Here is a 25,968-nt window from a genome sequence, read left to right on the forward strand (position 1 = left end):
GAACACACCACAAATCAAGTGTGGGAGGGGGCTTGCCCCCGATAGCGATCTATCAGCTGATAAATCAGAGACTGATCCACCACCATCGGGGGCAAGCCCCCTCCCACATTTAGATCAGGGTAATGCCGGGGGTTAGTGTGGCGGGCATCACCAACGTTGGCGCTTCCAGCGACGCCACCGGATACGCGCAGTAATCCGCCGCGTAATACGCACTGGCGCGATGGTTGCCCGAGGCCCCTACCCCACCGAACGGTGCCGTACTCGCGGCGCCGGTCAGTTGCTTGTTCCAGTTGACGATGCCGGCGCGGCTTTCCACCCAGAACTGCTGGTAACGCGCCTCGCAATCCGATAGCAAGCCTGCGGCCAGGCCGTACTGGGTGTTGTTGGCCTCGGCAATCGCCGCGGCAAAATCAGCGTAGCGAATCACCTGCAACAGCGGGCCGAACAGCTCTTCGTCTTCGCGCTCGGTCACCGCCGTCACGTCGATGATGCCCGGGGTCAGCAAGGCGGCCTGATCCCGGGGTTGGGTCATTTCCAGCAGCGCCACCGCGCCATTGGCCAACATCAGCTCCTGGGCGTCCATCAAGGCTTTGGCGGCTGCCAGGGAAATCACCGAGCCCATGAACGGCGCCGGTTGCTGATCGAACGCGCCCACTTCAATGGCGGCGCTGACCGCCACCAGACGTGCCAGCAAGGCATCGCCCCAGGCGCCTTCCGGCACCAGCAGGCGACGGGCGCAGGTGCAGCGCTGGCCGGCGGAGATAAACGCCGACTGGATGATGGTGTACACCGCCGCGTCCACGTCGGCCACTTCGTCCACCACCAGCGGGTTGTTGCCGCCCATTTCCAGGGCCAGGATCTTGTCCGGACGCCCGGAAAACTGCTGGTGCAGATGGTTGCCGGTGCGGCTGGAACCGGTGAAGAACAGACCGTCGATGCCGGGGTTGGCCGCCAGGGCGATACCGGTTTCCCGCGCGCCTTGCAGCAAGTTCAATACGCCCGCCGGTAAACCCGCTTCGATCCAGCACTGCACCGTCAGCTCGGCAACTTTCGGCGTCAGCTCGCTCGGTTTGAACAGTACGGTGTTACCCGCCAGCAGCGCCGGGACGATATGGCCGTTCGGCAAGTGACCGGGAAAGTTGTACGGGCCGAACACCGCCACCACGCCGTGGGGCTTGTGGCGCAGCACAGCGGTGGCGTCGCCCAGAGGGCCGCTCTTCTCGCCGGTACGCTCGCGATAACTTTGCACCGAGATCGCGATCTTGTTGGCCATGCTGGTGACTTCAGTGGCCGATTCCCACAGCGGCTTGCCGGTTTCCTCACCGATGCAACGGGCGATCTCGTCGGCGCGGCGTTTCAGGGTAGCGGCGAACGTTTCGAGCACGACGATACGCTCTTCCAACGAACGGCGAGCCCAGTCCGGAAACGCCTGACGGGCCGCCTGCACGGCGGACTCGACCTGCTCGGCAGTGGCGCCGTTGCCGCTCCACAGCACTTGCTGAGTCACCGGGTTACGCGATTCAAACAGTTCACCCTGGCCAGCCAGCCAGCTACCTGCAATGTACAACGAATTCATTATTTCGACTCCCGAGCAGCAGACAACGCAACAGCACGTACTTGATCACCGACGACCAGCTGGAGACGCTTGGCGGTCTGGGGATCGACCACCAGCGTACCCGCGGCCAGGCGTGCCGGCGCGGCCGTGATGCGACAGTCTTCGCGTTTGCGGTTATGGATCAGGAACGGCGTGGCGTCGTCCCCCGGCGTGCCAATGGCGAGTACCAGCGACTGGCTGTCGCGCACCGCACGAATCTTGCCGGTTTCACACTCCACCGCCGGGCCGGCGTCGAAGATATCCACATAGCCCTGATAGCTGAAACCTTCGCTCTTGAGCATGCTCAGCGCCGGCTCGGTGTCCGGATGCACCTTGCCGATTACGTTGCGCGCGTCTTCGGAGAGGAAGCAGCTGTACAGCGGAAACTTCGGCATCAGCTCGGCGATAAATGCCTTGTTGCCCACGCCGGTGAGGTAGTCGGCCTGGCTGAATTCCATCTTGAAGAAGTGCCGACCCAGGCTTTCCCAGAACGGCGAGCGCCCGGCGTCGTTGGACACGCCACGCATTTCGGCGATGATCTTGTTGCCAAACAGCTGCGGGAACTCGGCGATAAACAACATACGCGCCTTGGCCAGCATGCGGCCGTTAAGGCCGTTGCGGTAATCGGCGTGCAAAAACAACGAGCACAGCTCGGAATTGCCGGTGAGGTCGTTGGCCAGGAATAGCGTCGGAATTTCGCGGTAGATATTCAGCTCCTGGGAGGCACTGACCGTCAGGCCGACCCGAAAGTTGTACCAGGGCTCGCGCAGGCCGACGGCGCCGGCGATGGCCGAAATACCCACCACCCGGCCTTCATCGTTTTCCAGCACGAACAGGTAGTCGGCATCGCCGCGCCCGGCTTCGCCGCGAAAGGTTTTCTCGGCCCAGCCCACGCGGTGGGCCAGGCGCTCTTCGTTGGCCGGCAAGGTGGTGAGGCCGGTGCCGGTGCTGCGCGCCAGATCAATCAGGGCCGGTAAATCGCTGCTGCGTACGGGACGAACGATCATGCTATCTCCTCGAACGGGCCGCTTTACAGCCACCCGCGAAACTCTCTTTTAAACCGCTACCAGGCGCACGCTCGCGCCTTCGCCAACACCCAGGGCTTCAGCCGCTGCGAGGTCCAACGTCACCGGTTTACCCGGCGCGTAGTCCAGCTCCAGCATCACCGCACGGTAATCCTGCAACTGCGCGTTGCTCACCAGGTACTGGCGGCCGACACCCTTGACCATCTCGCCGATCTTCACCGGCACCACGCGGCTCTGGGCAATCGAGCGAATGCCCGAAACCCGTGCGTGCAGCGTCGGGCCGCCGTCGAAGATGTCGATGTAATGATCGGTCTCGAAGCCTTCGCGCATCAGGATGTCGAAGGTGATCTGCGCACGCGGGTGCACCTGGCCCATGGCCTCCTGGGCCTCGTCCGGCAACAGCGGCACGTAGATCGGGTAATGCGGCATCAGCTCGGCGAGAAAGGTGCGGCTTTTCAGCCCGCACAGGCGCTCGGCGGCGGCGTAGTTGAGGTCGAAGAAGTTGCGACCGATGGCGTCCCAGAACGGCGAGTCGCCGTTTTCGTCGCTGTAGCCGACAATCTCGGTCACCACCGAGTCGGCAAAGCGCTCCGGGTGGCTGGCGACGAACAGCAGGCGGCCACGGGAATTGAGTTCCGACCACGGCGAGCCGACCAGTTCGGGCACTACATAGAAACTGGTGAGCAGGCTGTTGCCGGTCAGGTCGTGGCACTGGGAAAGCACGTGGATCTTGTTGTGGATCTTCAGCTCGCGAGAGGCGTGCACGAAGGTTTCGTTACGGAAACTGTAGAACGGCTCGGAGTAACCGGCTGAAGCAACGATGGCCGAGCAGCCGGCGAGCTTGCCCGTCTCGGTGTCCTCGAGCACGAAAAAATAGCTTTCTTCACCGTTGAAACTCACCTCGGCCGCGAAGGACGCTTCGCTGGCGGCGATCTTGTCGCTCAGGCGTTCAACGTCATCCGGCAAGGAAGTAACACCAATCGGGCTGTCCGCAGCCAGACGCTGTACCTCGCCCAGATCAACCATTTGCGCGGGGCGCATCACCAGCATGGTGTCACTCCTTAACTCGAAAAACTCATAGGAAAAAATACCGGACAGGCCTGAAAACACCACCTATCCCCATGTAGGGGTAATTCCAATGTGGGAGGGGGCTTGCCCCCGATAGCAGTGTGTCAGTTGATGAATCAAGTGACTGATCCACCGCTATCGGGGGCAAGCCCCCTCCCACATTTGACCGATCAAGCCAATCAGGCTTGCGTCAATGCTTTTACAGCACGCTCAAAACGGTCCAGCCCTTCCTTGATGTCCGCCTCTTCCACCACCAGGCTTGGGGCAAAACGCACCACGTCCGGGCCGGCTTGCAGAATCATCAGGTTTTCTTTCTCGGCGGCGTTGAACACGTCCTTGGCCTTGCCTTTGAACGCATCGCTGAGCACACAACCGATCAGCAGGCCCATGCCGCGCACTTGGGTGAAGATGCCGTACTGCTTGCCGATCTGCTCCAGGCGCGCCTTGAACAATTCATGCCTGGCGTTCACGCCGGCCAGCACTTCGGGGGTGTTGATCACGTCGATCACCGCCTCGGCCACCGCGCACGCCAGCGGGTTGCCGCCGTAGGTGGTGCCGTGGGTGCCGACCACCAGATGCTTGGCCAGGTCTTCACGGGTAAGCATCGCGGCAATCGGGAAACCGCCACCCAGGCTCTTGGCGCTGGTGAGGATATCCGGCGTGACGCCGTAATGCTGGTAGGCGAACAGGTGGCCGCTGCGGCCCATGCCGGTTTGCACTTCGTCGAACACCAGCAGCGCGTCGTTCGCGTCGCACAGCTCACGGGCACCTTGCAGGTAAGCGAGTTCGGCCGGCAGTACGCCGCCTTCGCCCTGGATCGGCTCCAGCACCACGGCGCAGGTCTTGCCCGACACGGCCGCTTTGAGCGCTGCCAGGTCGTTGTAAGGCACGTGGGTGATACCGGTGATTTTAGGCCCGAAGCCGTCGGAGTACTTGGACTGGCCACCGACGTTGACGGTGAACAGCGTACGGCCGTGGAAACTGTTCAGCGCGGCGATGATCTCGTATTTCTCGCTGCCGAAACGGTCGAACGCGACGCGACGGGCCAACTTGAAGGCGGCCTCGTTGGCTTCGGCGCCGGAGTTGCAGAAAAACACGCGCTCGGCAAACGTGGCGTCGATCAACTTATGGGCCAGGCGCAGGGCCGGCTCATTGGTGAACACGTTGGAGACGTGCCACAGCTTGTTGGCCTGTTCGGTCAGTGCACCGACCAGCGCCGGGTGGGCATGGCCCAATACGTTGACCGCGATGCCGCCGGCAAAGTCGATCAGCTCACGACCGGCCTGGTCCCACACGCGCGAACCTGCGCCACGCACGGGAATAAAGGCGGCAGGTGCATAGTTGGGCACCATGACCTGGTCGAAATCGGCACGTTGCACCGGGGCTTGCTCAACGGACATCGGAGTCTCCTGAAGAGGAACGCCTGCCTGGAACTGGCGGGCGATGCAGGGATTGTAAGGACAGTTTTCAGCGCGGCCTTGCCGCCAAGCGACAACTTCTTATAGCGCCAACCCGCGTTTTTCAGGGGTTTACGCCAATGCGACAAATAGCGTCGCAATGGCGCAGTTTAAACGGTGTGTGGCTTGAGAGGCAGGGGCATGGCCGGCTGATTTTTCCGCGACTGCGTTAACTATCTGCAGTCCTCGCGCCCATCAAGCTTGCTGTGATGACGGTGACTCGACTCGCTGAAGGATCAACCCCATGCCCACGACGACCTCAACCGCCATTATTCAGCAGCTGCTGGACGCCGCGAACACGGCGCCCGCAGGGCTTCACACCCACCTTCCGGCATGGCTGGGAAACGCGTCGGCTTCCCGGCGCCAGGCGTTGAAAGACGCCTCACTGGTATTCAACGACTGGTGGGCCAATGCCGGCCGCCCGCAACAAGCCGACCTCAAACAGGCCCTGGCCCGCAGTTGGACCGCGCAAAACGAGGTCGATACAGTCTTTGAAAGCCTGCAGTCGCCGCAAGCGTTCGCCACACCGCGACTGCAACAAGCGCTCAAGACCCGGTTTGGCCTGGAGTTGGATGTCGCCACTACGTACCTGCGCCTGTACACCGCGCGAACCATACCGCTGTTCCCGGTGGAATCGGGAGGCTTCAAGGTGTGGACCGTGCCTTTGGTCGAAGCGGCGCTGCACAATTTCGATGCAGACGAAAGCGAAGACAGCGCATTCACCGCCGAGTCTTCGTTTGTCAGCCAACCGTCCGCCGCCGGGCATTTCGACACACTGCCCCTGCTGCGCGACACCATCAGCATCGCGCAATTTATCGGCCTGTGCCGCGAACTGGACATCGGCAGGCACTACCAGGCTTACCTCAAAACCTGTTTCGGCTTCAACGACGTTAAGCTCAAAGCGACGCTGCGCGACAAGGTCATCGACAGCCTCAAGGCCCAGGCGCAAACCGACGTGCACCTGGCGCGCCTGAAGAAGGACGCCAGCGAGTCGGTGCTGCGCACGCTTCAAGCCCAACTCAAGGGCACCCGCGGCCTGACCCTCGGTGGCAAGATCCTGCTCAACCACGATTTAAGTCTGATGGGCGCACCGCTCACCGGCATTGTGCTGTTCGCCGCAGACCTTGAGGTGCACCAGAGCGCCGTGCCCCTGGTGGCGTACATTCCCGGCGACCCACAGTCGCCCCTCAAGTATTACCCCGACGGCGCGGCGTTCATGCATGACCTGACAGCCAAGTTGCGCGATGCCGACTACCAGGCCTTTTTCAGCCGTTTCGTCAATCAGGAGCACCGCGGCTATTTCTTTGCCGACCTGAACGCGCGCCTGTCTCAGGTTGTCTGGCATCAACCGCGCAAGGGCGATCCTCGCCCGCCATGGCGTGAGGCGCCAGTGGCCCGACCCAACCTGCAGTTCTACGCGACAAAAATCAGCGCAGACCTTTACCAGCACCTGTACGAAAACAAGCTCAACAAACTGCTCAACGATGCGCGTGTCACCGCCGTATCAACCGCCGACGCCGACAGCAAGGCACGCTGGCAACGCTGGGACATCGTGCAAAAGATCGGCCAGGCGATTCTCGAGATCGCCGCCTTCATCGCCACGCCGTTCGTCCCACCGCTGGGCGCGTTGATGCTCGGCTACACCGCCTATCAACTGCTGGACGAGGTCTTCGAGGGCGTCCTCGACTGGGCCGAAGGGCTCAAGCACCAGGCGTTCGCGCACCTGATGTCGATCCTTGAGCAAATGGTGCAACTGGGCATGTTCGCGGTCGGCGCACCGATTGCCGAAGGCTTGCTGCGCGAGGCGTTGCCCGCTGACGTCTGGGCATTTTTCGAGCGATTCACCCCGGTCACCACTGACGGCAAGACGCGCTTGTGGCACCCCGACCTGGGCGCCTACGCCCATGACATCCAACTGACCGCCGGGTCGCGCCCCAGCCGCGAAGGGCTGCATGCTTATGCAGACAAACAGATCCTGCGCCTTGAAGGGCAGCACTTTGCCGTCGAGCAGCACGCAAGCGGCACCCGCCTGCTGCACCCCCGCCGCCCCCACGCCTACCGCCCTCGGGTGTACGGCAACGGCAAGGGGGCCTGGGTGACGCAAGTGGAGCGCCCCCTGACGTGGGATCATCAAACCCTGTTGCGACGCCTCGGGTCACCGGCCGACGCCCTCGATGACGCCCGCCTCGAACACGCCCTCCAGATCAGCGGCACCGATGACGGTGTTTTACGCAAACTGTACATGGACCATCAACCGCTGCCCCCGATGTTGGCCGACACCCTCAAGCGCCTGCATATCGACCAGCAGTTGCAGGCCTTCATCGAGCAGATGAACAGCGACGATCCCCTGCACTATCAAAAGGCCGACCCGCAGACCCAGCTATGGCTGTTGAGCCAGACCGGTGTGTGGCCGGAGTCCAGGACCCTGCGTTTTCTCAACGCCGACGGTGAGACCGTCTGGGAGCACAAAGGCCGGGATAACGCAGCAGTGGCACAGATCCACGAAGCCCAGATGAACAGGGGTGACCTGCTCAAGACCGTGTTGGAAACCCTGGACGAGTCCGAACGCAAGACCTTGCTTGAGGAAGACTTTGATCCACCCACCACCCAACTGCACCTGCGGGCCGCGAAACTGCGCAAGCAACTGGCACGCCAGGCCCAGGCCAGTCGCGCGTCGATGTTCGACTCGCGTTATCGAGGGCTGGAGATCACCGATGACCCTCGCCTGCAAAAGCTCATCGATACCGTCTCCGGCCTGACCACCAGCGCTGCCGAAGAAGTGTTGCTCGGCGCCACCGGCCAGGAACTGCTGGACATCGATCAGGGCAGCGTTCCCGAACATCTGGTGCAGCGCGCGCGCTGGGCCGCCCACCACATAAGAATCTGCCGGGCCTATGAAGGGCTGTATCTGCACGCGCAGGAACACAGCGACACCCACCGCGTCGCCCTGCACGCCCTGGAAAACCTCCCCGGCTGGTCACCGGACGTGCGGCTGGTGGTGCGCGATTACAACCGCTCCGGCAGAGTGCGCGACGTCATCGGCAGCGCCCAAGCACCCGTGCAGCGCACGCTGGTGCGTACCATCGACGGCGATTACATCCCTGAAGACAGCAAAGGCGCCTTGCTCAGCGAAACCGACTTCTATACCGCCGTGCTCCAGGCTCTGCCCGACGCTCAGCGCGATGCATTGGGTATTCACATCGGTCAAGGCCCCCTGCTGCGACAGACCTTGCGCCAATACACGCCAACGCGGGAAGCGGTAGGAGCGTTGCTGGCCGAAGCCCCGTTGCTCAAACCGGCCTACGACCCGCGCGTGATGCGCCTGCCCGGCGGCATGGAAGGCTACGATGCCAGCCAACCCGTGCCCGGCGGCAGCGGTGCCCCCTCGCTGGAGCAACGGCTGCACGACCTGTATCCGAGCCTGAGTAATGCTGAAGTGTCGAGCGTATTGCTCGCCATGCACAACCATCCCGGCACGCCATTGCAAACGCTTCAACAACTCAAACATGACTTTTTACGCTTGCACACCCAACTGATCACCTGGCAGCAGAACACCCCCAGGACCTTTCTGGATACCCACATTCCCCTCGCACGCTGGCGGATCTGCGCCGAACAGCAGAACCGTTTTCTCTGGGCGCGCAAATTGATTCGCGCCTGGCGTCATGAAACGCCTGTGGACCCTCATCACCCCGGCGGGCGCCTGTTGCAGCTCAACCAACCGGTCTATGGCGAACTTCCCGAACTGGACGCTCCATTCGGGCACATCACGGCTCTGGAGTTGAGGGGTTACCTCACCACTCGCGGAACGACCGGTTTCCTCGCCGGTTTCCCCAACCTGCGCACGCTGAACATCAGCGATATAGCACTCAGGACGCTGCCCGGCGAAATCACCGCGCTCGCGCATTTGGATGCGCTGACGCTGCGCAACTGCATGCTCAGCCTGACGCTCCCAACCCGCGCCAGCCTGGCCAACCTGCGCCACTTGCACACCCTGGACCTCGCCAACAACCCACTGACGCTGGCGCCCAACCTTGAACAGATGGCCGAACTGAGAAACCTGGACCTCAGCCAGACCGGGCTTTCACTGCTGCCCAGAAGTTTGCTTGAACGCCCGCGCTTGATGAGCGCCAACCTCAGCGGTAATCAGATAAGCCGGCTGCCCGAAGCGCTGTTTGCCCTGCCCGCCGACGCCGCCAAAGCCTATGACTTTTCCGACAACCCCTTCACGCGTACCACGCTGGAACGCATCAAGAGCTATTGCCAGAACACCGGCGATCACTTCGGCGCAGACGCGCACCCTGCCGAGCGTCGGTTGGCGCAGGCGCTTTACCCCATCTTCACCGCCAATGAGGCCAACCAATTCATCTTCAGCCTGCCGGGCGGGCTGGATGATTCCATGGCGATTCTGGTGCGCCTGAAAGCCGATTACGAACGCCTGCAAGCTGACCTCGAGGAATGGGTGGTCAATACCCCCGCACGCTACCCGTTTACCGACGTGCCTATGGACGAACAGGTGCAGGCACAGCAGCAACTGCTGCGGCGCGAGCTCAAAACGCTGCTGGAACGGACATGGCGCCGGGAAACCAGTCTTGATTCCGATCAGGAGCCGCCGACAACCTTGCACGAAATGGAGTGCACGGTGCCCCTGCTGGGCGACTTGCCGCCATTGAATGTGGATTTCAACCACGTTTCAAAACTGGAATTCAGAGGCGATGACAGCACATCGATTGCAGCGGGTTTTCTTGAGCGCTTTCCCAATGTGCAAAGCCTGCTGATCCACCGCTACGCCTTGAAAGATATCCCTGGCGCGGTGCTCAAGCTGCCCAAGCTCAAGTCACTGAGCCTGACGCGAAGCCAGATCCGCTTGACCACAGCAAGCGCCGACGCCTTGAGCGACCTGCATAACCTGGAATATCTGGATTTGAGCGACAATCCTCTGGGCATCGCCCCCGATGTCAGCAACATGCGCGGATTGACCGCCTTGATGGTCGAGAACGCCGGCCTGACGACCGTGCCCCGTGGGACGTTCAACCTGTCAGCCCTCGAACAACTGAACCTGAGCGATAATCAGATCACCGAGTTACCCACCGATATTCTTGAATTGGACGCCGATCAGGCCGACGGTTTCGATCTGAGCGACAACCCGTTGTCGCCAGCGGCAGTCGCCATGCTGCGCCGTTATTACCAGCGCACGGCCGTCAGCTTCGGCGTGCCCGAAGCTCGCCAGGCCCCGCCACCAGGTATCGACCCTGACTCCGAAAGCGTCTCCTCGGAAGCGGAGGTGGATGAATGAAGCGGCGCGCTCAACCGCGTTCGGAAGGCACCGACGACAACTCGAACGGGCTGCTGCTGCGCCGCTGGTTGCGGTCTTCTCGCGGGGTGGCGCCGAAGAAATTACGGTAGGCGCTGGAGAAGTGCGGGCCCGAGGAGAAGCCGCACGACAAGCCGATCTGGATGATCGACTTGCTGGTTTGCATCAACATCTGGCGCGCCTTGTTCAGGCGCAGTTCCAGGTAGTACTGACTGGGAACTCGGTTGAGGTATTGCTTGAAAATGCGCTCCAGTTGTCGTCGCGACACGCACACGTGCTGGGCGATTTCGTCGGTGGTCAGCGGTTCTTCGATATTGGCTTCCATCAACAGAACAGCCTGGGTCAGCTTCGGATGGCTGGAACCCAGGCGGTTTTGCAACGGGATGCGCTGGCGCTCGCCGCCTTCGCGGATGCGCTCCACCACCAGTTCTTCGGAAACCGCCCCGGCCAGTTCGGCGCCATGATCGCGCGCCAACACCGCCAGCAGCAGATCGAGCACCGACATGCCGCCGCAGGCGGTCAGGCGATCACGGTCCCAATCGAACAGATGACTGGTGGCGATGACCTTGGGGAAACGCTCGGCGAAATCGTCCTGCCAACGCCAGTGCACGGCGGCGCGATAGCCGTCGAGCAGGCCGAGCTGGGCCAATGGATACACACCGGCCGACAAGCCGCCGATCACGCAGCCTGCGCGCACAAGCTGCTTGAGGGCGGAACTCAGTTGGGAGGCGATGACAGTCGGCGGTTCGTCCGCCAGCAGGAACAGCTTCTGGAAACCTTCCAGCTTGCCGGCCCACGGCTCGCCGGGCAATTGCCAGGCCCCCTCGGTTTGCGGCTCGGCCTGCAGAAACGACAGTTCGTAGACCACCTCCGGATGCACCCGCTGAGCAACGCGCAAGGCCTCCTCAGCCAGCGCAAGCGTGAGTGCTTTTGTGCTGGGCCAAATCAGGAAACCAATTTTATGGGCGGTCATGTGGGAGCTATCCGAAGCGAAGAACGGTAATGAAGACAAAGGCCAATGCTAGCCGGTAAACCAACACAAATCTCAAAAACAATGGCGATCAAATGTGGGAGGGGGCTTGCCCCCTCCCATATAAAGCAGCTCCAACAGCAAAGGACTATTTCAAGCTGCCGGAGAGGAACTGCTGAAGACGCACAGACTGCGGATTAACCAGCACTTCCCTCGGGTTGCCCCGTTCTTCAACAATGCCCTTATGCAAAAACACCAACTGGTTCGACACTTCACGGGCAAAGCCCATTTCGTGGGTCACCACCACCATGGTGCGGCCTTCCTGGGCCAGGTCCTGCATCACCTTGAGCACTTCGCCGACCAGTTCCGGGTCGAGTGCCGAGGTCGGTTCGTCGAACAGCATCACCTCGGGCTCCATCGCCAGGGCACGGGCAATCGCCACGCGCTGCTGCTCACCGCCGGACATGTGGCCGGGGAACGCGTCCTTGCGATGGCCCACGCCGACCTTGGCCAGGTAGTGCTCGGCCTTTTCACGGGCTTCTTTTTTCGACACGCCCAGCACATGCACCGGGGCTTCCATCACGTTTTCAATCGCGGTCATGTGCGACCACAGGTTGAAATGCTGGAACACCATGGACAGGCGCGAACGCATGCGCTGCAGTTGTTTAGGGTCGGCGGCCCTCATGGCGCCGTCCTTGTTCGCGACCAGCTTCAGCTCTTCGTTATTGAGCAGGATCTTGCCGGCGTGGGGCTGCTCGAGCAGGTTGATGCAGCGCAAAAAGGTACTTTTGCCCGAGCCGCTGGAGCCGATGATGCTGATCACATCACCGGCGGCGGCGGCCAGGGACACGCCTTTGAGCACTTCGTGACTGCCATAGCGTTTATGCAGGTCTTGGACTTCAAGCTTGTACATGCGGTCGGTTCTCACAAAAACAGGTGGTCAGTCGTTGAGCAAGCGCCCGTGACGCAGCGCTTCGCGCCCCGCCACCTTGGCCAGCCAGAAACCCGCTTGGGCATAACGTAGCCGTTCAACGGCAAACAACACCCCCGAGGTGCCCGCGCTGATGATGCTGACGCGGTCGCTCAAGGGGTCAATCACTTCAAAGATCGGTTCGTCGGCTTCAACCCAGTCGCCGGCTTTACGCAGGTAACTGATCACCCCGGCGTGGGGCGCGAACAGCAATTCGGTGCCTTCGAAGGGCATGCCTTCACAGGGCTCGTGTTGCGGTGCGGGCCATTGGCCCTTGATCAAGCCTTGTTCGGCAAGGAACGCCAGGATGCCTTCGGCGTGGAAGATCGCTTCATCGCGGCCGGTATCCGCCTGGCCACCCAACTCCAGCGTCGTCGCCAGGCAGGCCAGCGGGATCTGTGCGTCGGGGAACGTGCGCGACAAACGCAGCCATGGCAACGAACAAGCTTCATCAAACGAACTGCCACCGGAGTCTTCCGCGAGCAGGCCGACCTTCACATCCAAATGCGCCGACAGCGAGCGCCACTGCGGCCAGTGCTGGGGCAGCGCATACATGTGCAGCGCGGCCTCGGCATCGCAATGCAGGTCAAGGACGACATCGGCCGTGCAGGCATGGCTGAGCAGAATGCGCTGCATGCCTTGCAATTGGCTGCCCGGCTCGGGCATGGCGCTGAGCACATCGCTCATGGCCTGGCGGATCATGCGCATATTGGCGTGCGGGTCATCGCCCAGCTTACCGCGCAGCCGCTCGGCCACCGGCTCGCTCAACTCGACGAAATCACGGTTGAAATTTTTGCCGCTGCCCACCTCGAAACGGCCCTGATGACTGCCTTGCAGCAACTGGCCCAGGCCCATCGGGTTGGCCACCGGCACCAGCTCGATCACGCCATTGAGGGCGCCTTGCGCTTCCAGTTCGGTGAGACGCTTTTTCAGCTCCCAGGCGGCGCGCATGCCCGGCAATTCATCGGCGTGCAGGCTGGCCTGGATATACGCCTTGCGCTCGCCACTGCCAAAACGAAACACGCTCAGTTGGCGCTCACAGCCCAGGTGACCCCAGGGCAACAGGTGATCGATACGTTCCATATCAATGCTTCCGTGGAGCCAGGTAGCTCAGCCAGCGGCGCTCGGCCAACTTGAACATTCGCACCAGGATGAACGTCAGGCACAGGTAGAACACGCCGGCGGTGATATAGGCCTCGAAAGGCAGGTAGTACTGGGCGTTCACCGTGCGCGCGGCACCGGTGATGTCGATCAAAGTGACGATGGAGGCCAGGCTGGTGGTCTGCAGCATCATGATCACTTCATTGCTGTACTGCGGCAGCGCGCGGCGCAGGGCCGACGGCAGCAGAATGCGGCGGTACAGCTTGTAGCGCGACATGCCCATGGCCTTGGCCGCTTCGATCTCGCCGTTGGGCGTGGCCTTGAGGCTGCCGGCGATGATCTCGGCGGTATAGGCGCTGGTGTTGATCGCAAACGCCAGGCACGCGCAGAACGTGGCGCTGGACAGCAGCGGCCACATGACGCTTTCGCGGATGCTTTCGAACTGGGCCAGGCCGTAGTAGATCAGGAACAGCTGCACCAGCATCGGCGTGCCGCGAATCACATAGGTGTACAGCCAGGCCGCGCCGTTGACGATCGGCTGCTTGGACACGCGCATCAAGCCCAGGGGCAAGGCGGCGAGCAGGCCGAAGAACAACGAGATGGCGAGCAGTTTCAGGGTGGTCAGCAAGCCGCCGAGGTACAGCGGCATGGCCTCCCAGATGACGTTGTAGTCGAAGATCATAGATCAGCCGCCCTTACGCCTACCGAGTAGCGCTTCTCGAGGTAGCGCAGCGCAAGCAACGACACGCTGGTGATCACCAGGTACATCGCCGCCACTGCGAGGAAGAAGGTAAAAGGCTCGCGGGTGGCGTCGGCCGCCTGCTTGGCCTTGAACATCATGTCTTGCAGGCCCACCACCGAAATAAGCGCGGTGGCCTTGGTGAGGACCAGCCAGTTGTTGGTGAAACCGGGGATCGCCAGCCGGATCATCTGCGGCACCATCACCCTGAAAAACACCTGGAAACCGCTCATGCCATACGCCAGGCCGGCTTCGGCCTGGCCCTTGGGAATGGCCATGAAGGCGCCGCGGAAGGTTTCCGACAGGTAGGCGCCAAAGATGAAACCCAGGGTGCCGATACCGGCGGCCAAGGGGTTCAAGTCAATATAGTCGTCGTAGCCAAGCATCGGCGCGACGCGGTTGAGCAGGTCCTGGCCGCCGTAGAAAATCAGCAGGATCAGCACCAGGTCGGGGATCCCGCGGATCACCGTGGAGTACAGGTCACCCAGCCAGGCCAACCAGCGCACCGGCGACAGGCGCAACGCGACCCCGATCAGACCCAGAACAATGGCCAAGGCCATGGACGACAAGGCGAGCTGAAGCGTCAACCATGCGCCATCGAGGATAACGGCCCCGTAGCCTTTCAACATGATTCAGGTCCTCGAAAAGGGGGATGAAAAAATGGCGCAAACTTCAGAGTGTTCTGTTGCTTGCGCCATTTCGGACAGACAGCTGCGACGGTTTACTGGGCTTCAGGCCCGTAAATGTCGAAGTTGAAGTACTTGTCCTGGATTTTCTTGTACTCGCCGTTGGCACGGATCGCCGCGATAGCCGCGTTGATGCGCTCCAGGTTTTCCTTGTCGCCCTTGCGTACCGCGATGCCTACGCCGTCGCCGAAGTATTTGACGTCGGTGAAGGATGGGCCGGTGAACGCGTAGCCTTTGCCAGCGGGGGTGTCGAGGAAACCTTCCTGCAACAGGGTGGCGTCAGCCACGGTGCCGTCGAGGCGACCGGCTTCCACATCCAGGTAGATTTCGTTCTGCGAGCTGTAAGGCACAACGGTGGCGCCTTTGGGAGCCAGGACTTCCTTGGCGAAACGGTCATGGATCGAACCGCGCTGCACACCGATCTTCTTGCCCTTGAGTTCATCCAGGCTGTCGCTGACCGTGGTGCCTTCCTTCAACACCAGGCGCGCCGGGGTCAGGTAGTAGCGGTTGGTGAAGTCGACGGACTTCTTGCGGTCTTCAGTGATGGACATGGACGACAGGATCGCGTCGATTTTGCGCACTTTCAGCGCGGGGATCAGGCCATCGAATTCCTGCTCGACCCAGGTGCACTTCACGTCCATCTGCTTGCACAGGGCGTTGCCGATGTCGTAGTCAAAACCGACGATGCTGCCATCCGGCGCCTTCGAGGCAAACGGAGGGTAAGCCGCTTCGATACCAATCTTCAGTGGCTTGCCTTCGGCGAAAGCCTGCATGGACAGCACGGACAGCGCCAGGGCGCCCAACAGCACGAGTTTCTTCATCTTGGGACTCCATCGGTATAGGGCAAAACAGCAGTATGAGCCATGGCCCACGATGCGGCGAAGGTGAAACCGAATAGCGTTGCAGCGTCCTGCGCCAGAGAGTGCCAGCGACGACGAGCGAGTGATCGGCATTCTAACGACAGGCTGGAAGCCGATATTTCCTCAATGCGACAACAATTTACAGAAGCACCGAGAAAGCGGTTCCAGCACATTGACAGCCAATGGATTTTATGCAGAGGCAAAAGATATTAAACCAGCTGATGCTGCAAATTGCGGGCCTATTATTCGCAAACCCTTCTGGGACGGCAAGTGTGGCGTTTAATCTTATTTTTCAGAGGTGCTGAAACGCGATTTTTCGCGACCTAGGCGTGGCAGATCGCCTCAGGCTTGGGCGAGGGGTTACACATTTGCACCGACCGGTAACATTCAGAAACGTCCTACTGCGCAAACCGATATTTATTGGCTTGGCTTACGTGCCGGTCTGTCGGACCGCCACCAACGCTCGCCATGAAACACATTCAAATGTGGGAGGGGGCTTGCCCCCGATAGCGGTGTGTCATCTGATACATACCCCACTGACCCACTGCCATCGGGGGCAAGCCCCCTCCCACAAGGGATCTTCACTGTGTGCAAAATCCCATAAAAAAGCCCCACCCGGCCTGTGCCGAATGGGGCTCTGTCCCACCTACCCCGCTTTACGCGGCATTCATGGTCTTGTGCGTCTCAATCAACTGCGCCACCACCCCCGGATCGGCCAGGGTGGAGATATCCCCCAAACCGTCATACTCGGCCGTGGCGATCTTGCGCAGAATCCGCCGCATGATTTTCCCCGAGCGCGTCTTCGGCAAGCCCGGCGCCCACTGGATCACATCCGGTGAAGCAATCGGCCCGATCTCCTTGCGCACCCAGTTCTTCAACTCCAGGCGCAACTGCTCGCTGGGCTCTTCGCCGCCGATCAAGGTGACGTAGACATAAATGCCCTGCCCCTTGATGTCGTGCGGTACACCCACCACCGCCGCTTCGGCGACTTTCGGGTGGGCGACCATGGCGCTTTCAATCTCGGCGGTGCCCATGCGGTGGCCGGACACGTTAAGCACGTCATCCACGCGCCCGGTGATCCAGTAGTAACCGTCCTCGTCACGCCGCGCGCCGTCACCGGTGAAGTACATGCCGCGGAAGGTCTTGAAGTAGGTGTCGACGAAACGATCGTGGTCGCCGTACAGCGTACGCGCCTGGCCCGGCCACGAATCGAGGATCACCAGGTTGCCTTCGGCCGCGCCTTCGATCAGGTTGCCCAGGTTGTCCACCAACGCCGGCACCACGCCAAAGAACGGCCGCGCCGCTGAACCCGGCTTGAGCGCATGGGCGCCCGGCAGCGGGCTCATCATGTTGCCGCCGGTTTCGGTCTGCCACCAGGTATCGACAATCGGGCAACGGGATTGGCCGACGTTCTTGTAGTACCAATCCCAGGCTTCCGGGTTGATCGGTTCGCCCACCGAACCCAACAGGCGCAGGCTGCTGCCATCGGCGCCTTCGCAGGCGGCGGTGCCCGACGCCATCATCGCGCGGATCGCGGTCGGCGCGGTGTAGAGGACATTGACCTTGTGCTTGTCGACGATCTTCGCCACCCGCGTGATATCCGGGTAGTTCGGCACGCCCTCGAACAGCACGGTGGTCGCGCCGTTCGCCAGCGGGCCATAGACAATATACGTATGGCCGGTGACCCAGCCGACGTCGGCGGTGCACCAGTAGATTTCGCCCGGGCGGTAGTCGAACACGCGCTCATGGGTCAGGGCCGCATACAGCAGGTAGCCGCCGGTGGTGTGCTGTACGCCCTTGGGCTTGCCGGTGGAACCGGAGGTGTAGAGGATGAACAGCGCTTCTTCGGCGCCCATCTCTTTGGGCGCACACACGGTGCCCGCCACTTTCATCAGGTCTTCGTACCAGATGTCGCGATGCTGGTTCCACTTGATCGCGCCATTGGTGCGCTTGCACACGATGACCTTCTGGATGCTGCTGGTTTCCGGGTTGGTCAGTGCGTCGTCGACGTTAGCTTTCAGCGGAATTTTCTTACCGGCGCGGATGCCTTCATCAGCGGTAATCACCACCTTCGACTTACAGTCGATGATGCGACCGGCCAGGGCTTCCGGCGAGAAACCACCGAACACCACCGAGTGAATCGCACCGATGCGGGTACACGCCAGCATGGCGACCACGGCTTCGGGGATCATCGGCATATAGATAGTCACCACGTCGCCGCGGTGCACATCCTGGCCACGCAGGGCGTTGGCGAACTTGCAGACTTGTTCATGCAGCTCGCGGTAGGTGATGTTGCGGCTCTCGGCAGGGTCATCGCCCTCCCAGATGATCGCGATCTGGTCGCCGCGCTCGGCGAGGTGACGGTCCAGGCAATTGTAGGAAACGTTCAGGGTGCCATCGGCGAACCACTTGATGTCGACATGGTGATCGTCGAACGAGGTCTGCTTCACCGTGGTGAAAGGCTTGATCCAGTCGAGACGCTTGGCTTGCTCGCGCCAGAAACCATCGGGGTTGACCACCGACTGCTGGTACATCGCCTTGTAGGTCGCCTCGTCGGTCAGCGTGTTGGCTGCTACTTCGGGGCGAACGGGGTACAGGGAAGCCGCACTCATCTTTCTTACCTCGGTGACAATAGTTGTTGTTGTATGGCCCCGTTGTAGCCGGGGTAGGCCTATAGAACCATTCGACGATGGTAGTAACAAGGCCCTACAAATTACCCTGCCTTGCCTGTAGGCCGCTCTGGCCCGCAGGCCATGGCGCTTTGCGAGCAGGTGAAAAAACCTTAATCGGCCGATTGTTACAAAAACCGTCAAAAGTGTTTATCAAAACCACGGGTATATGAATATAACCCGGGCGCCTAGAATCAACTCCGCCAACCAAGGCACCGTGATTAACACCGTAACAGCCCCCACGAAGGCAACGTTAATCCGAACTTCCCAACTCTCAAGTTACACACGTGGCCTCACAAGGGCCCCGTGACCCCTTTCGCCCTGAAGAAGGTAAATAGAGAAATGAAAGCTTTAGTAGTTTTGGCCCTCAGCAGCCTGTGCGCCACCGCCGCCCTGGCCGACGAGGCCCCGACCGAGCTGGCCGGCCGCAACGCGCCGATTGTCGAGGACTACACCTACAGCACCCACCTGGACGTCGCCAAAGTAGTGTCCATGAGTGATATTCCGCAAGTGTGTGAAGTTGTACCGGTGAAGATGGAATATGAAGACTCGCAAGGTCAGCGTCATATTCTTAATTATCATGTGATGGGCAATGGTTGCTCTAACGGGTAATAACTTGGTTATTTAGTTTCAACCCGGATCTTGGTCGCCGCAGGAAATCGTTCTTGCGGCCAAGAACCTGTTTCGGATGCGCCACACATCAAATGTGGGAGCGGGCTTGCTCGCGAAGACAATAGATGCGGCACCACTGCAATCCCCTCTAAGCGCCCGAATCGGGCCTCACACACTCAATGACATCTTCCCGCTCTTGCAAGAAATCCTCATCCATCCTGGGCAAATCGACCAGCGACAGCCAACTGGGCCTGACTGGCCGCAGGACAATTGTGTCCCCCTCCCTGAGAATTTCCAGCTCATCCACCCCGTCGTAAGCCATCTCCGCTGGCAAATGGATCGTCTGACCCTCTCCATTCTCAATGATCGAAACAGTGCGCATAAAAAGTTGCCTCTCCAACGTAGCTGACTCTTGCAATTTAAGGGAGCACCTCGTGGCAGAGCAACGCAAATGCCCACAACCTGATCACCTCTTCCCACCTCGGTAAATACCGACACCTCCCGTCAAAAACTTCCTACCCACCAACCCCCCGTAATCCCTCACTCTGGCCTAAATATCCGCCTTTTTGTCAGCCCACCGGGACAATCCGCCACAACACAAACCCGAATTTTTCCCTATAATGCCCGGGTAAATCGGGCCTGCAATATCCCTTTACACAGGGACGAAGAGCCAGACCTGAGGCCACCGCCGGAGCCTGCACCGCCCGCTCCGCCCCTCAAGCCTCATGCAGTACCCGTTACCCCATTACGTTTATTTGCCTGCGCGAGCTGCTGCAACAAACGATTCCTTAAGATCCACCGCGGCCCTCGGGCCGTGTGAACACCCAACCATCCGGTTTCACACGGGCACCTTGAGCCCTCACGCAGGAGACGACACGTCATGCTGAGCTGGGACGAATTCGACAAAGAAGAAGAAGGCGAAGTAGCCGCCAAAGGCGCCAACGCCGGCCACGCCACCGAAGCCAACATGGACCGCCTCGACGGAGCCGGCGCCGCCGCCGCCATCGAAGCCCGCGCCGTCACCGCCAATGACTCCGCCGCCATCGCGCGCGCCAAGGCCGAGCTGGACAAACTCGACGTCGCCGAAGGCCTCGCCGAACTCGAAGGCGCCTCCGCCCGCGTCGCAGTTGATGAAAAGCGCATGATCAACTGCCGCGCCGACCTCAACCAACTCGTACCCTTCAAGTACGACTGGGCCTGGCAGAAATACCTCGACGGCTGCGCCAACCACTGGATGCCGCAGGAGGTCAACATGACCGCCGACATCGCCCTGTGGAAAAACCCCGAAGGCCTGACCGACGACGAACGCCGCATCGTCATGCGCAACCTCGGCTTCTTCTCCACCGCCGACTCTCTGGTCGCGAACAACCTGGTGCTGGCCGTGTACCGCCTGATCACCAACCCGGAGTGCCGCCAGTACATCCTGCGCCAGGCCTTCGAAGAAGCGATCCACACCCACGCCTACCAGTACTGCATCGAATCGTTGGCCATGGATGAAGGCGAGATCTTCAACATGTACCACGAGATCCCATCGGTCGCCAAAAAAGCCGCCTGGGGCCTGAAGTACACCCGCTCGATCTCCGATCCGAAGTTCGAAACCGGCACCGTCGACACCGACAAAGAGTTGCTGCGTAACCTGGTCGCCTACTATTGCGTACTGGAAGGCATCTTCTTCTACTGCGGCTTCACCCAGATCCTGTCCATGGGCCGCCGCAACAAAATGACCGGCGTGGCCGAACAGTTCCAGTACATCCTGCGCGATGAGTCGATGCACCTGAACTTCGGGATCGATGTGATCAACCAGATCAAAATCGAAAACCCGCACTTGTGGGATGCCGGGATGAAGGAAGAAGCGACCCAGATGATTCTGCAGGGGACGCAACTGGAGATTGAATATGCGCGGGATACCATGCCGCGTGGGGTGTTGGGCATGAACGCGGCGATGATGGAGGATTACCTCAAGTTTATTGCTAACCGTCGTCTGTCGCAGATTGGGTTGAAGGAAGAGTATCCAGGGACGACTAACCCGTTCCCGTGGATGAGCGAGATTATGGATTTGAAGAAAGAGAAGAATTTCTTCGAAACCCGTGTGATTGAGTACCAGACTGGCGGTGCGCTGAGCTGGGATTGATTCCCAAGCCAAGTAATACTCAAGAGCCCTGACTTGTTCAGGGCTTTTTTATGCAAGCCGACTTGAATAGGACCCCTCCTACAAGACGATCATCTATGGAAGGGTTGATGCGAATGTCGATGTTGCCTAGGCTCATCCGCCGGTGCCTAAGAAACGCCCAACGTAGAAGCAAGCCTAACTCACACAGCAAAAATCCCGCTTGATGTCAGTCATGCGGAGTTCACGCTGCAATGAGGTTTGTTCGGTTGGAGTTTCTTAAAACCCCATTCTCTACGCTGGGTTCTGGCCCTCGAGAAACCACGTAGAGGTCATAGGGAATGTCCAATCAACATCAATCCAAACTACCGCTCGCCAAAGACATAGTCGCGGCTGAACCGTTTATCGCCATTGTTTTCACTCGTCACAGTCTCCATTTACATACTCTTCTTCTGGAAAACCAACCTTGGTTCTGCGCTCGCGATCTTGGTCGTTTGATGGGATGGCGCTTGGATGAGCGAACGACTCGTAAGCTTGATGAAGATCAAAAAAGAATCGTAAACCTGTTATTCCACGGTCAGCCGGAAGAAATGTTAATGATCAGTGAATCCGGCGCCTATGCATTGCTGGTCTATCACTACATACCGGGAAACCGCTTATTACGTAGCTGGCTGACTCACGAAGTCGTTCCGACGTTGCGAGACGATCGCCAGGCACAAACGATGGAGCGCCCCTTATTGAGTATGCTGGATTGGCCCGGGATGTCGTTGAACCTGTTGCATTGGCAGGATGAGGGCTGGATTCGCCTTCGAGACATGCCGTATTTGCTGGTGAATAGAACCTACCGGAAAAAGCCCGAGAACACGCCGTGGTGGCGCAAGCTCATACAATCGTTCCGAATCAGTCAGCGAGTCTACTGACGTATTCACCCGGCGATTCCTACGGACAAGTAGGAAATTTCGTAGACGCCATAATGGCTACTCAGTATCGTCCGAGGGTTTTCTACCCTCGGCGGCTGCATGGATATTACGAAAGACAAAACGGACTGGAGCGACGCGGAACTGACAGCGGCAGTCGAGACTTACCTAAAGATGCTGGCCTGGGAACAGAGCGGTCAGCCTTTCAACAAAGCTCTCGAAAACCGACTTTTACGCGAAGGCCCGGTGGCGGGCCGGGCAAAGGGTTCCATCGAGTTCCGCATGCAAAACATCTCTACCGTGCTAGACCGTATGGGCCTGGACCGCATCGAAGGCTATAAGCCTGCGAAGAACGTGGGCACAGGCGTAGAACAACGCATCCGCCAAGCGCTCGCCGCGCAGGGTGTGTTCGAATCCGAGGACGCGGCCCAAACAGCAGACGAGCAAACGCTCATCCGCCGCGCGTCCAAGCTGCAGCAACAATCCTCCCTAAAAAGACCGGACGGCATTGTCCAACCGCAGAAAGTATTCACCGCCAGCACAGCCTTCGTTCGCGACCCAAAAGTACGCGCCTGGGTGCTGAAAGAAGCCAACGGCATCTGCGAAGGCTGCGGTTCAAACGCGCCGTTCAAGGTCGACGGTTTGCCATTTCTTGAAGTACATCACGTCAAGCACCTGGCCCAGAAGGGTTCGGATCGCATCAGCAATGCTGTAGCCTTGTGCCCCAATTGCCATCAGCGTTGTCACCGGTCGAGTGATCGGGAGGCTTTCACCGAAGGGCTTTACGCCAAGATCGGAAGATTGGCACGGGAGTAGACTCCCGCTGTCACACCTGATGCATATTCAAAAAATACTAGATAGGACTGAGGCCAACCCGTGAACCCAGACATGCTCGAAGCCGGCCCCGTTGACGCCAAAGTACTTTCCGTCTTTGACTTCGACGGCACCCTCACCCACCACGATAGTTTCGTGCCCTTCCTTAAGTTTGCCTTTGGCACCGGCGAGTTCTATGGCCGGATGGTCAAGCTGGCGGTGCCGGGGCTGCGTTTTTTGGTGCGGCAGATCAGCCGGGATGAGTTGAAGGCGCAGTTGATCCGCACCTTTATGACCGGGGTGGAAAAGGCGTGGGTGCAGCAGAAGGCCGAGGAGTATTGCCAGCGCAATTGGGCGCGGTTGATGCGCCCGGCGGGGGTGTTGTCGGTGGAGCAGGAGTTGGGCTCGGGGGCGGTGGTGACGCTGTGTTCGGCGTCGCCGGCGTTGGTGTTGCAGCCGTTTGCCGATCGGCTGGGGATCCGCTTGATCGGGACTGAGCTTGAGGTGGTGGACGGGGTGCTGACCGGCAAGCTCACCGGGAATAATTGCCGCTGTGAGAACAAGGTGCTGCGGCTTGAGGCGGTGTATGGGGACCTGGGGGAATATCGGCTCAGGGCCTGGGGCGATACGCGCGGGGATCGGGAGTTGCTGGCGGCGGCGCAGGATGCGCATTTTCGGCATTTTCATGCGAAGAAGAAACGGCGGGCTCGGTTGCAGCGGTGATGCAAATGGCGGGGTTGGCGGGTGGATCGCAGCGATCCCTTCGCAGCCTCGCTGGAGCTCCCACAGTTTGAGCGGGGTAAGGCTGGGTAGCGCAGCAGGCTATTAGTTTCAGGCAAAAATCCAGTTCTCTACAATTAAGCCGTTAACGCGCTTGAATTCGTCCTCATTGTTCGTTACCAGAACCAACCCCGAGCTTCTCGCGTGACCGGCGATATGCAGATCATTAACGCCAATTGGCGTCCCCTTCTTTTCCAGATCTGAACGTATGGAGCCATAGTGAAATGCGGCTTTATCGTCGTAGTGAACGACTTCGAGCCGGGAGATGAAGTCCTCCACGGTTCGGGTGTTCTTTTCTACAAATTTGCTTTTTTCGGCTCCGTGCATCAGTTCTGCGAGAGTGATTGATGAGATCACCATTCGCCCTACGTTTGCGTTGAATTTATGCAGGATTTCGATAGGCCGCCGCTTGATGACGTAAATCACGATGTTTGTATCAAGCATGTACTTAATCATCAAAGGGCTCTCGTTCCTGCTGGGATTGATCGGCGCGTTCTTCCATAAAATCATCAGATACCGATTCACCCGCAAGGAAAAAACTGTCCCAAGTATTTTCAACCGGCGAAATGACCAGTTCTCGCCCCACAGCGCGGACTTCTACATTTTTCACCCCTGCCGGAAAGCGCATGTCGGCAGGGATGCGAATATTTTGCGTGCGATTGTTTGTAAAGATCGTTCCAGAAGACATAGAGATCACCTCTCTGGGTATGGATAAACTGAGAAGAAAGGATAGCTTGAGGATGCTCTACTGCATAGCTCTATGGCAACCGCCCGACCAATGCCTTCCCTTGGCCTGCTGTCACGAAAACGCTAATGCGCACTCAAATTCGTTAACAAATCCACTTTTTTCGATGAAAACGCTAACCGGTGACCTTTGTCGACTACTTCACCAGCGGCCCGCAGTTGTACACCCTGGCCAAGCGTGAGGAGATCAAGGAATTGACCGACCTGTGCGGTAAAAAAGTCGGCACCAGCCGCCGTACCACCTGGCCGTCGGAGATTACCGCGTGGAGCAAGGAATACTGCGAAGCGGCGGGTAAGCCGGCGATCGTGGTGATCGGCACCGAAGGCTCGGCGGACGCGCGGGCGCAGTTGCAGCAGAACCGGCTGGATGCGGCGATGCAGGGCAGCGAGACGATTCCTTATTTGATGTCGTTGGATAAAGGTAAATACAAGCCGGTGGGGTTGGCGATTTCCAGGCAGTTCACCGGGCTTGGGATCGAGAAGAGCAATACCGAGTTGGTCACCGCGATCAGTGACGCGTTGCAGGGCATGATTGATGATGGGACGTACGGCAAGATTTTGAAAAAGTGGGATCTGGAGCAGGGTGCGGTCGAGAAGATCAGCATCAATGCCGGCCAGTAGATACAAGGTCTGAAAATGTGGGAGGGGGCTTGCTCCCGATTGCGGTGGGTCAGCCATACATCCTTTTAATGACACGCCCTCATCGGGGGCAAGCCCCCTCCCACATTGGATCTGAGTTCACATTTAATCTGTGCCCACCTGCGATCTGTGCGGCCCTGGAATAACAAGGATGCTCTCCCCCACCGTGGCCACCTACTCCCTGGTAATTCGCCGCCTGTTGATCTGCTCGGTGACCATCGTGGTCAGCCGGTCCATGACCAGCCCACTGCTGGCCCTCTGGCTGAGCACCCGCCTGGGCCTCAACCAGCAGGACATCGGCTTGCTGATGGGCGTTGCCGTGTTTATCGCCACGTTGCTCGGCTTGTACGGCGGCTACATCATCGACCGCCTGGAAAAGCGCAAGCTGCTGATCCTGGCCATGCTTTCCAGCGCCATCGGTTTTCTGTTGCTGACGTTCGCCAGCAACCTCTACCTCACCACCCTGACCCTGGTGATCACCGAAGCCGCGTCGGCGCTGTTCCTGATCGGTTCCAAGGCGATCATCAGCGAAAACCTGGCGGTGGGCGATCGCGCCAAAGTGTTTTCCCTGCGCTACACCCTGACCAACGTCGGCTATGCCACCGGCCCCATGGTCGGCGTGGTGATCGCCGGCCAACTGCCTTGGGCGCCGTTTTTGATCGCCAGTGCCATTGCTTTCGGCAGCCTGTTCCTGATGGTTGGCATTGCCCCGACCGCACGGGATACCAGGCATAAACCGCAAAGTTTTCTGAGCACCCTGCAGACCTTGCGCAGCGACCGCACATTGGTCCTGTTCACCAGCGGCAGTTTGTTGAGCACCATGCGACGCCGGCCAGCATGTTTTATGCCCTGGCGGCATTGACCGCAGCCGGCGGAACCCTGTGTTTCCTGAGTGGGCGACGGGTT

At 59.9% G+C, this 25,968-nt stretch carries 20 protein-coding genes and 2 pseudogenes; 8 read left to right on the plus strand and 14 right to left on the minus strand.

Translation table 11 applies throughout. The features are described 5' to 3' along the window. Positions 1-109 precede the first annotated feature (109 nt). The 4 genes from astD to TU82_RS13715 all read right to left on the minus strand — a co-directional run bounded on the left by astD (position 110) and on the right by TU82_RS13715 (position 5,087). Complete coding sequence (astD, locus tag TU82_RS13700; protein WP_162276162.1) at positions 110-1,579, minus strand: succinylglutamate-semialdehyde dehydrogenase; 1,470 nt, start codon at positions 1,577-1,579, stop codon at positions 110-112. Beyond that, the gene (gene astA / locus TU82_RS13705) at positions 1,576-2,601 is read right to left on the minus strand and encodes an arginine N-succinyltransferase (protein ID WP_057723721.1); all 1,026 of its coding nucleotides are present in this window, start codon (positions 2,599-2,601) and stop codon (positions 1,576-1,578) included. The genes astD and astA overlap by 4 nt, the downstream gene beginning before the upstream one ends. A gap of 48 nt (positions 2,602-2,649) precedes the next feature. After that, complete coding sequence (gene aruF, locus TU82_RS13710) at positions 2,650-3,669, minus strand: arginine/ornithine succinyltransferase subunit alpha (protein WP_057723722.1); 1,020 nt, start codon at positions 3,667-3,669, stop codon at positions 2,650-2,652. A gap of 197 nt (positions 3,670-3,866) precedes the next feature. Then, positions 3,867-5,087, minus strand: a complete 1,221-nt coding sequence (locus tag TU82_RS13715) for an aspartate aminotransferase family protein (protein WP_057723723.1) — start codon at positions 5,085-5,087, stop codon at positions 3,867-3,869. Between the two features lie 301 nt (positions 5,088-5,388). On the opposite strand from TU82_RS13715, the gene TU82_RS13720 reads away from it, so the two are divergent. Then, the gene (locus TU82_RS13720; RefSeq protein WP_057723724.1) at positions 5,389-10,437 is read left to right on the plus strand and encodes a leucine-rich repeat domain-containing protein; all 5,049 of its coding nucleotides are present in this window, start codon (positions 5,389-5,391) and stop codon (positions 10,435-10,437) included. Between the two features lie 10 nt (positions 10,438-10,447). Here TU82_RS13720 and TU82_RS13725 read toward each other — a convergent pair whose 3' ends face one another. From TU82_RS13725 to acs, 7 genes are all read right to left on the minus strand, one after another. Further along, positions 10,448-11,428: a GlxA family transcriptional regulator gene (locus TU82_RS13725; protein ID WP_057723725.1), complete on the minus strand. Its 981-nt coding sequence runs from the start codon at positions 11,426-11,428 to the stop codon at positions 10,448-10,450. Positions 11,429-11,573: 145 nt separating this feature from the next. After that, positions 11,574-12,338, minus strand: a complete 765-nt coding sequence (locus TU82_RS13730; protein WP_057723726.1) for an ABC transporter ATP-binding protein — start codon at positions 12,336-12,338, stop codon at positions 11,574-11,576. 27 nt (positions 12,339-12,365) lie between these two features. Then, positions 12,366-13,478 (minus strand): succinylglutamate desuccinylase/aspartoacylase family protein, encoded by a 1,113-nt coding sequence (locus TU82_RS13735; RefSeq protein ID WP_057723727.1) that lies wholly within the window; start codon positions 13,476-13,478, stop codon positions 12,366-12,368. A 1-nt stretch (position 13,479) separates the two neighbouring features. Continuing rightward, positions 13,480-14,178 (minus strand): ABC transporter permease, encoded by a 699-nt coding sequence (locus tag TU82_RS13740; RefSeq protein ID WP_057723728.1) that lies wholly within the window; start codon positions 14,176-14,178, stop codon positions 13,480-13,482. Beyond that, the gene (locus TU82_RS13745) at positions 14,175-14,864 is read right to left on the minus strand and encodes an ABC transporter permease (RefSeq protein WP_057723729.1); all 690 of its coding nucleotides are present in this window, start codon (positions 14,862-14,864) and stop codon (positions 14,175-14,177) included. Before TU82_RS13745 ends, TU82_RS13740 begins: the two co-directional genes overlap by 4 nt. A gap of 92 nt (positions 14,865-14,956) precedes the next feature. Then, positions 14,957-15,742, minus strand: a complete 786-nt coding sequence (locus TU82_RS13750) for an ABC transporter substrate-binding protein (protein ID WP_057723730.1) — start codon at positions 15,740-15,742, stop codon at positions 14,957-14,959. Between the two features lie 695 nt (positions 15,743-16,437). After that, positions 16,438-18,393, minus strand: a complete 1,956-nt coding sequence (acs, locus tag TU82_RS13755; RefSeq protein WP_057723731.1) for an acetate--CoA ligase — start codon at positions 18,391-18,393, stop codon at positions 16,438-16,440. Between the two features lie 399 nt (positions 18,394-18,792). Between acs and TU82_RS13760 the strand changes: the two genes are divergently transcribed. After that, the gene (locus TU82_RS13760) at positions 18,793-19,062 is read left to right on the plus strand and encodes a DUF2790 domain-containing protein (RefSeq protein ID WP_057723732.1); all 270 of its coding nucleotides are present in this window, start codon (positions 18,793-18,795) and stop codon (positions 19,060-19,062) included. Between the two features lie 148 nt (positions 19,063-19,210). Here TU82_RS13760 and vapB (TU82_RS29195) read toward each other — a convergent pair whose 3' ends face one another. Then, positions 19,211-19,444 (minus strand): type II toxin-antitoxin system VapB family antitoxin, encoded by a 234-nt coding sequence (gene vapB / locus TU82_RS29195; protein WP_057724073.1) that lies wholly within the window; start codon positions 19,442-19,444, stop codon positions 19,211-19,213. A 498-nt stretch (positions 19,445-19,942) separates the two neighbouring features. Here vapB (TU82_RS29195) and TU82_RS13770 point away from each other — a divergent pair, with 498 nt between their 5' ends. The 4 genes from TU82_RS13770 to TU82_RS13785 all read left to right on the plus strand — a co-directional run bounded on the left by TU82_RS13770 (position 19,943) and on the right by TU82_RS13785 (position 23,622). Beyond that, a complete protein-coding gene (locus tag TU82_RS13770; RefSeq protein WP_057723733.1) occupies positions 19,943-21,193 on the plus strand; it encodes a ribonucleotide-diphosphate reductase subunit beta in 1,251 nt (416 codons plus the stop codon). Positions 21,194-21,510: 317 nt separating this feature from the next. After that, the gene (locus TU82_RS13775; protein WP_057723734.1) at positions 21,511-22,089 is read left to right on the plus strand and encodes a BRO-N domain-containing protein; all 579 of its coding nucleotides are present in this window, start codon (positions 21,511-21,513) and stop codon (positions 22,087-22,089) included. Between the two features lie 99 nt (positions 22,090-22,188). Continuing rightward, positions 22,189-22,902, plus strand: a complete 714-nt coding sequence (locus tag TU82_RS13780; RefSeq protein WP_057723735.1) for an HNH endonuclease — start codon at positions 22,189-22,191, stop codon at positions 22,900-22,902. Positions 22,903-22,974: 72 nt separating this feature from the next. Beyond that, complete coding sequence (locus TU82_RS13785) at positions 22,975-23,622, plus strand: HAD-IB family hydrolase (protein WP_057723736.1); 648 nt, start codon at positions 22,975-22,977, stop codon at positions 23,620-23,622. A 108-nt stretch (positions 23,623-23,730) separates the two neighbouring features. Here TU82_RS13785 and vapC read toward each other — a convergent pair whose 3' ends face one another. Beyond that, the gene (gene vapC, locus TU82_RS13790) at positions 23,731-24,135 is read right to left on the minus strand and encodes a type II toxin-antitoxin system tRNA(fMet)-specific endonuclease VapC (protein ID WP_057723737.1); all 405 of its coding nucleotides are present in this window, start codon (positions 24,133-24,135) and stop codon (positions 23,731-23,733) included. Further along, entirely contained in the window at positions 24,128-24,367 is a 240-nt protein-coding gene (gene vapB / locus TU82_RS27885; protein ID WP_082632018.1) for a type II toxin-antitoxin system VapB family antitoxin, read from the minus strand. Before vapB (TU82_RS27885) ends, vapC begins: the two co-directional genes overlap by 8 nt. Positions 24,368-24,546: 179 nt before the next feature. Here vapB (TU82_RS27885) and TU82_RS13795 point away from each other — a divergent pair. Both TU82_RS13795 and TU82_RS13800 read left to right on the plus strand, forming a co-directional pair. Further along, positions 24,547-25,044, plus strand: a pseudogene (locus TU82_RS13795) (transporter substrate-binding domain-containing protein); the annotation flags it as partial. A 184-nt stretch (positions 25,045-25,228) separates the two neighbouring features. Then, a pseudogene (locus tag TU82_RS13800) lies at positions 25,229-25,885 on the plus strand (MFS transporter); the annotation flags it as partial. Between the last annotated feature and the right edge of the window lie 83 nt (positions 25,886-25,968).

The organism is Pseudomonas orientalis (assembly GCF_001439815.1).
In the GTDB taxonomy this organism is placed as follows: Bacteria; Pseudomonadota; Gammaproteobacteria; order Pseudomonadales; family Pseudomonadaceae; genus Aquipseudomonas; species Aquipseudomonas orientalis.

What these genes read in the sequence shown, in the direction of transcription:
- TU82_RS13775 (WP_057723734.1), top strand. Translation starts at nt 21,511, where the DNA reads ATGTCCAATCAACATCAATCCAAACTACCGCTCGCCAAAGACATAGTC.
- TU82_RS13715 (WP_057723723.1), bottom strand. Translation starts at nt 5,087, where the DNA reads ATGTCCGTTGAGCAAGCCCCGGTGCAACGTGCCGATTTCGACCAGGTC.
- TU82_RS13785 (WP_057723736.1), top strand. Translation starts at nt 22,975, where the DNA reads ATGCTCGAAGCCGGCCCCGTTGACGCCAAAGTACTTTCCGTCTTTGAC.
- TU82_RS13780 (WP_057723735.1), top strand. Translation starts at nt 22,189, where the DNA reads ATGGATATTACGAAAGACAAAACGGACTGGAGCGACGCGGAACTGACA.
- aruF (WP_057723722.1), bottom strand. Translation starts at nt 3,669, where the DNA reads ATGCTGGTGATGCGCCCCGCGCAAATGGTTGATCTGGGCGAGGTACAG.
- TU82_RS13720 (WP_057723724.1), top strand. Translation starts at nt 5,389, where the DNA reads ATGCCCACGACGACCTCAACCGCCATTATTCAGCAGCTGCTGGACGCC.
- TU82_RS13725 (WP_057723725.1), bottom strand. Translation starts at nt 11,428, where the DNA reads ATGACCGCCCATAAAATTGGTTTCCTGATTTGGCCCAGCACAAAAGCA.
- TU82_RS13770 (WP_057723733.1), top strand. Translation starts at nt 19,943, where the DNA reads ATGCTGAGCTGGGACGAATTCGACAAAGAAGAAGAAGGCGAAGTAGCC.
- TU82_RS13750 (WP_057723730.1), bottom strand. Translation starts at nt 15,742, where the DNA reads ATGAAGAAACTCGTGCTGTTGGGCGCCCTGGCGCTGTCCGTGCTGTCC.
- TU82_RS13735 (WP_057723727.1), bottom strand. Translation starts at nt 13,478, where the DNA reads ATGGAACGTATCGATCACCTGTTGCCCTGGGGTCACCTGGGCTGTGAG.
- TU82_RS13760 (WP_057723732.1), top strand. Translation starts at nt 18,793, where the DNA reads ATGAAAGCTTTAGTAGTTTTGGCCCTCAGCAGCCTGTGCGCCACCGCC.
- astA (WP_057723721.1), bottom strand. Translation starts at nt 2,601, where the DNA reads ATGATCGTTCGTCCCGTACGCAGCAGCGATTTACCGGCCCTGATTGAT.
- vapC (WP_057723737.1), bottom strand. Translation starts at nt 24,135, where the DNA reads ATGATTAAGTACATGCTTGATACAAACATCGTGATTTACGTCATCAAG.
- vapB (WP_082632018.1), bottom strand. Translation starts at nt 24,367, where the DNA reads ATGTCTTCTGGAACGATCTTTACAAACAATCGCACGCAAAATATTCGC.
- vapB (WP_057724073.1), bottom strand. Translation starts at nt 19,444, where the DNA reads ATGCGCACTGTTTCGATCATTGAGAATGGAGAGGGTCAGACGATCCAT.
- TU82_RS13745 (WP_057723729.1), bottom strand. Translation starts at nt 14,864, where the DNA reads ATGTTGAAAGGCTACGGGGCCGTTATCCTCGATGGCGCATGGTTGACG.
- TU82_RS13740 (WP_057723728.1), bottom strand. Translation starts at nt 14,178, where the DNA reads ATGATCTTCGACTACAACGTCATCTGGGAGGCCATGCCGCTGTACCTC.
- acs (WP_057723731.1), bottom strand. Translation starts at nt 18,393, where the DNA reads ATGAGTGCGGCTTCCCTGTACCCCGTTCGCCCCGAAGTAGCAGCCAAC.
- TU82_RS13730 (WP_057723726.1), bottom strand. Translation starts at nt 12,338, where the DNA reads ATGTACAAGCTTGAAGTCCAAGACCTGCATAAACGCTATGGCAGTCAC.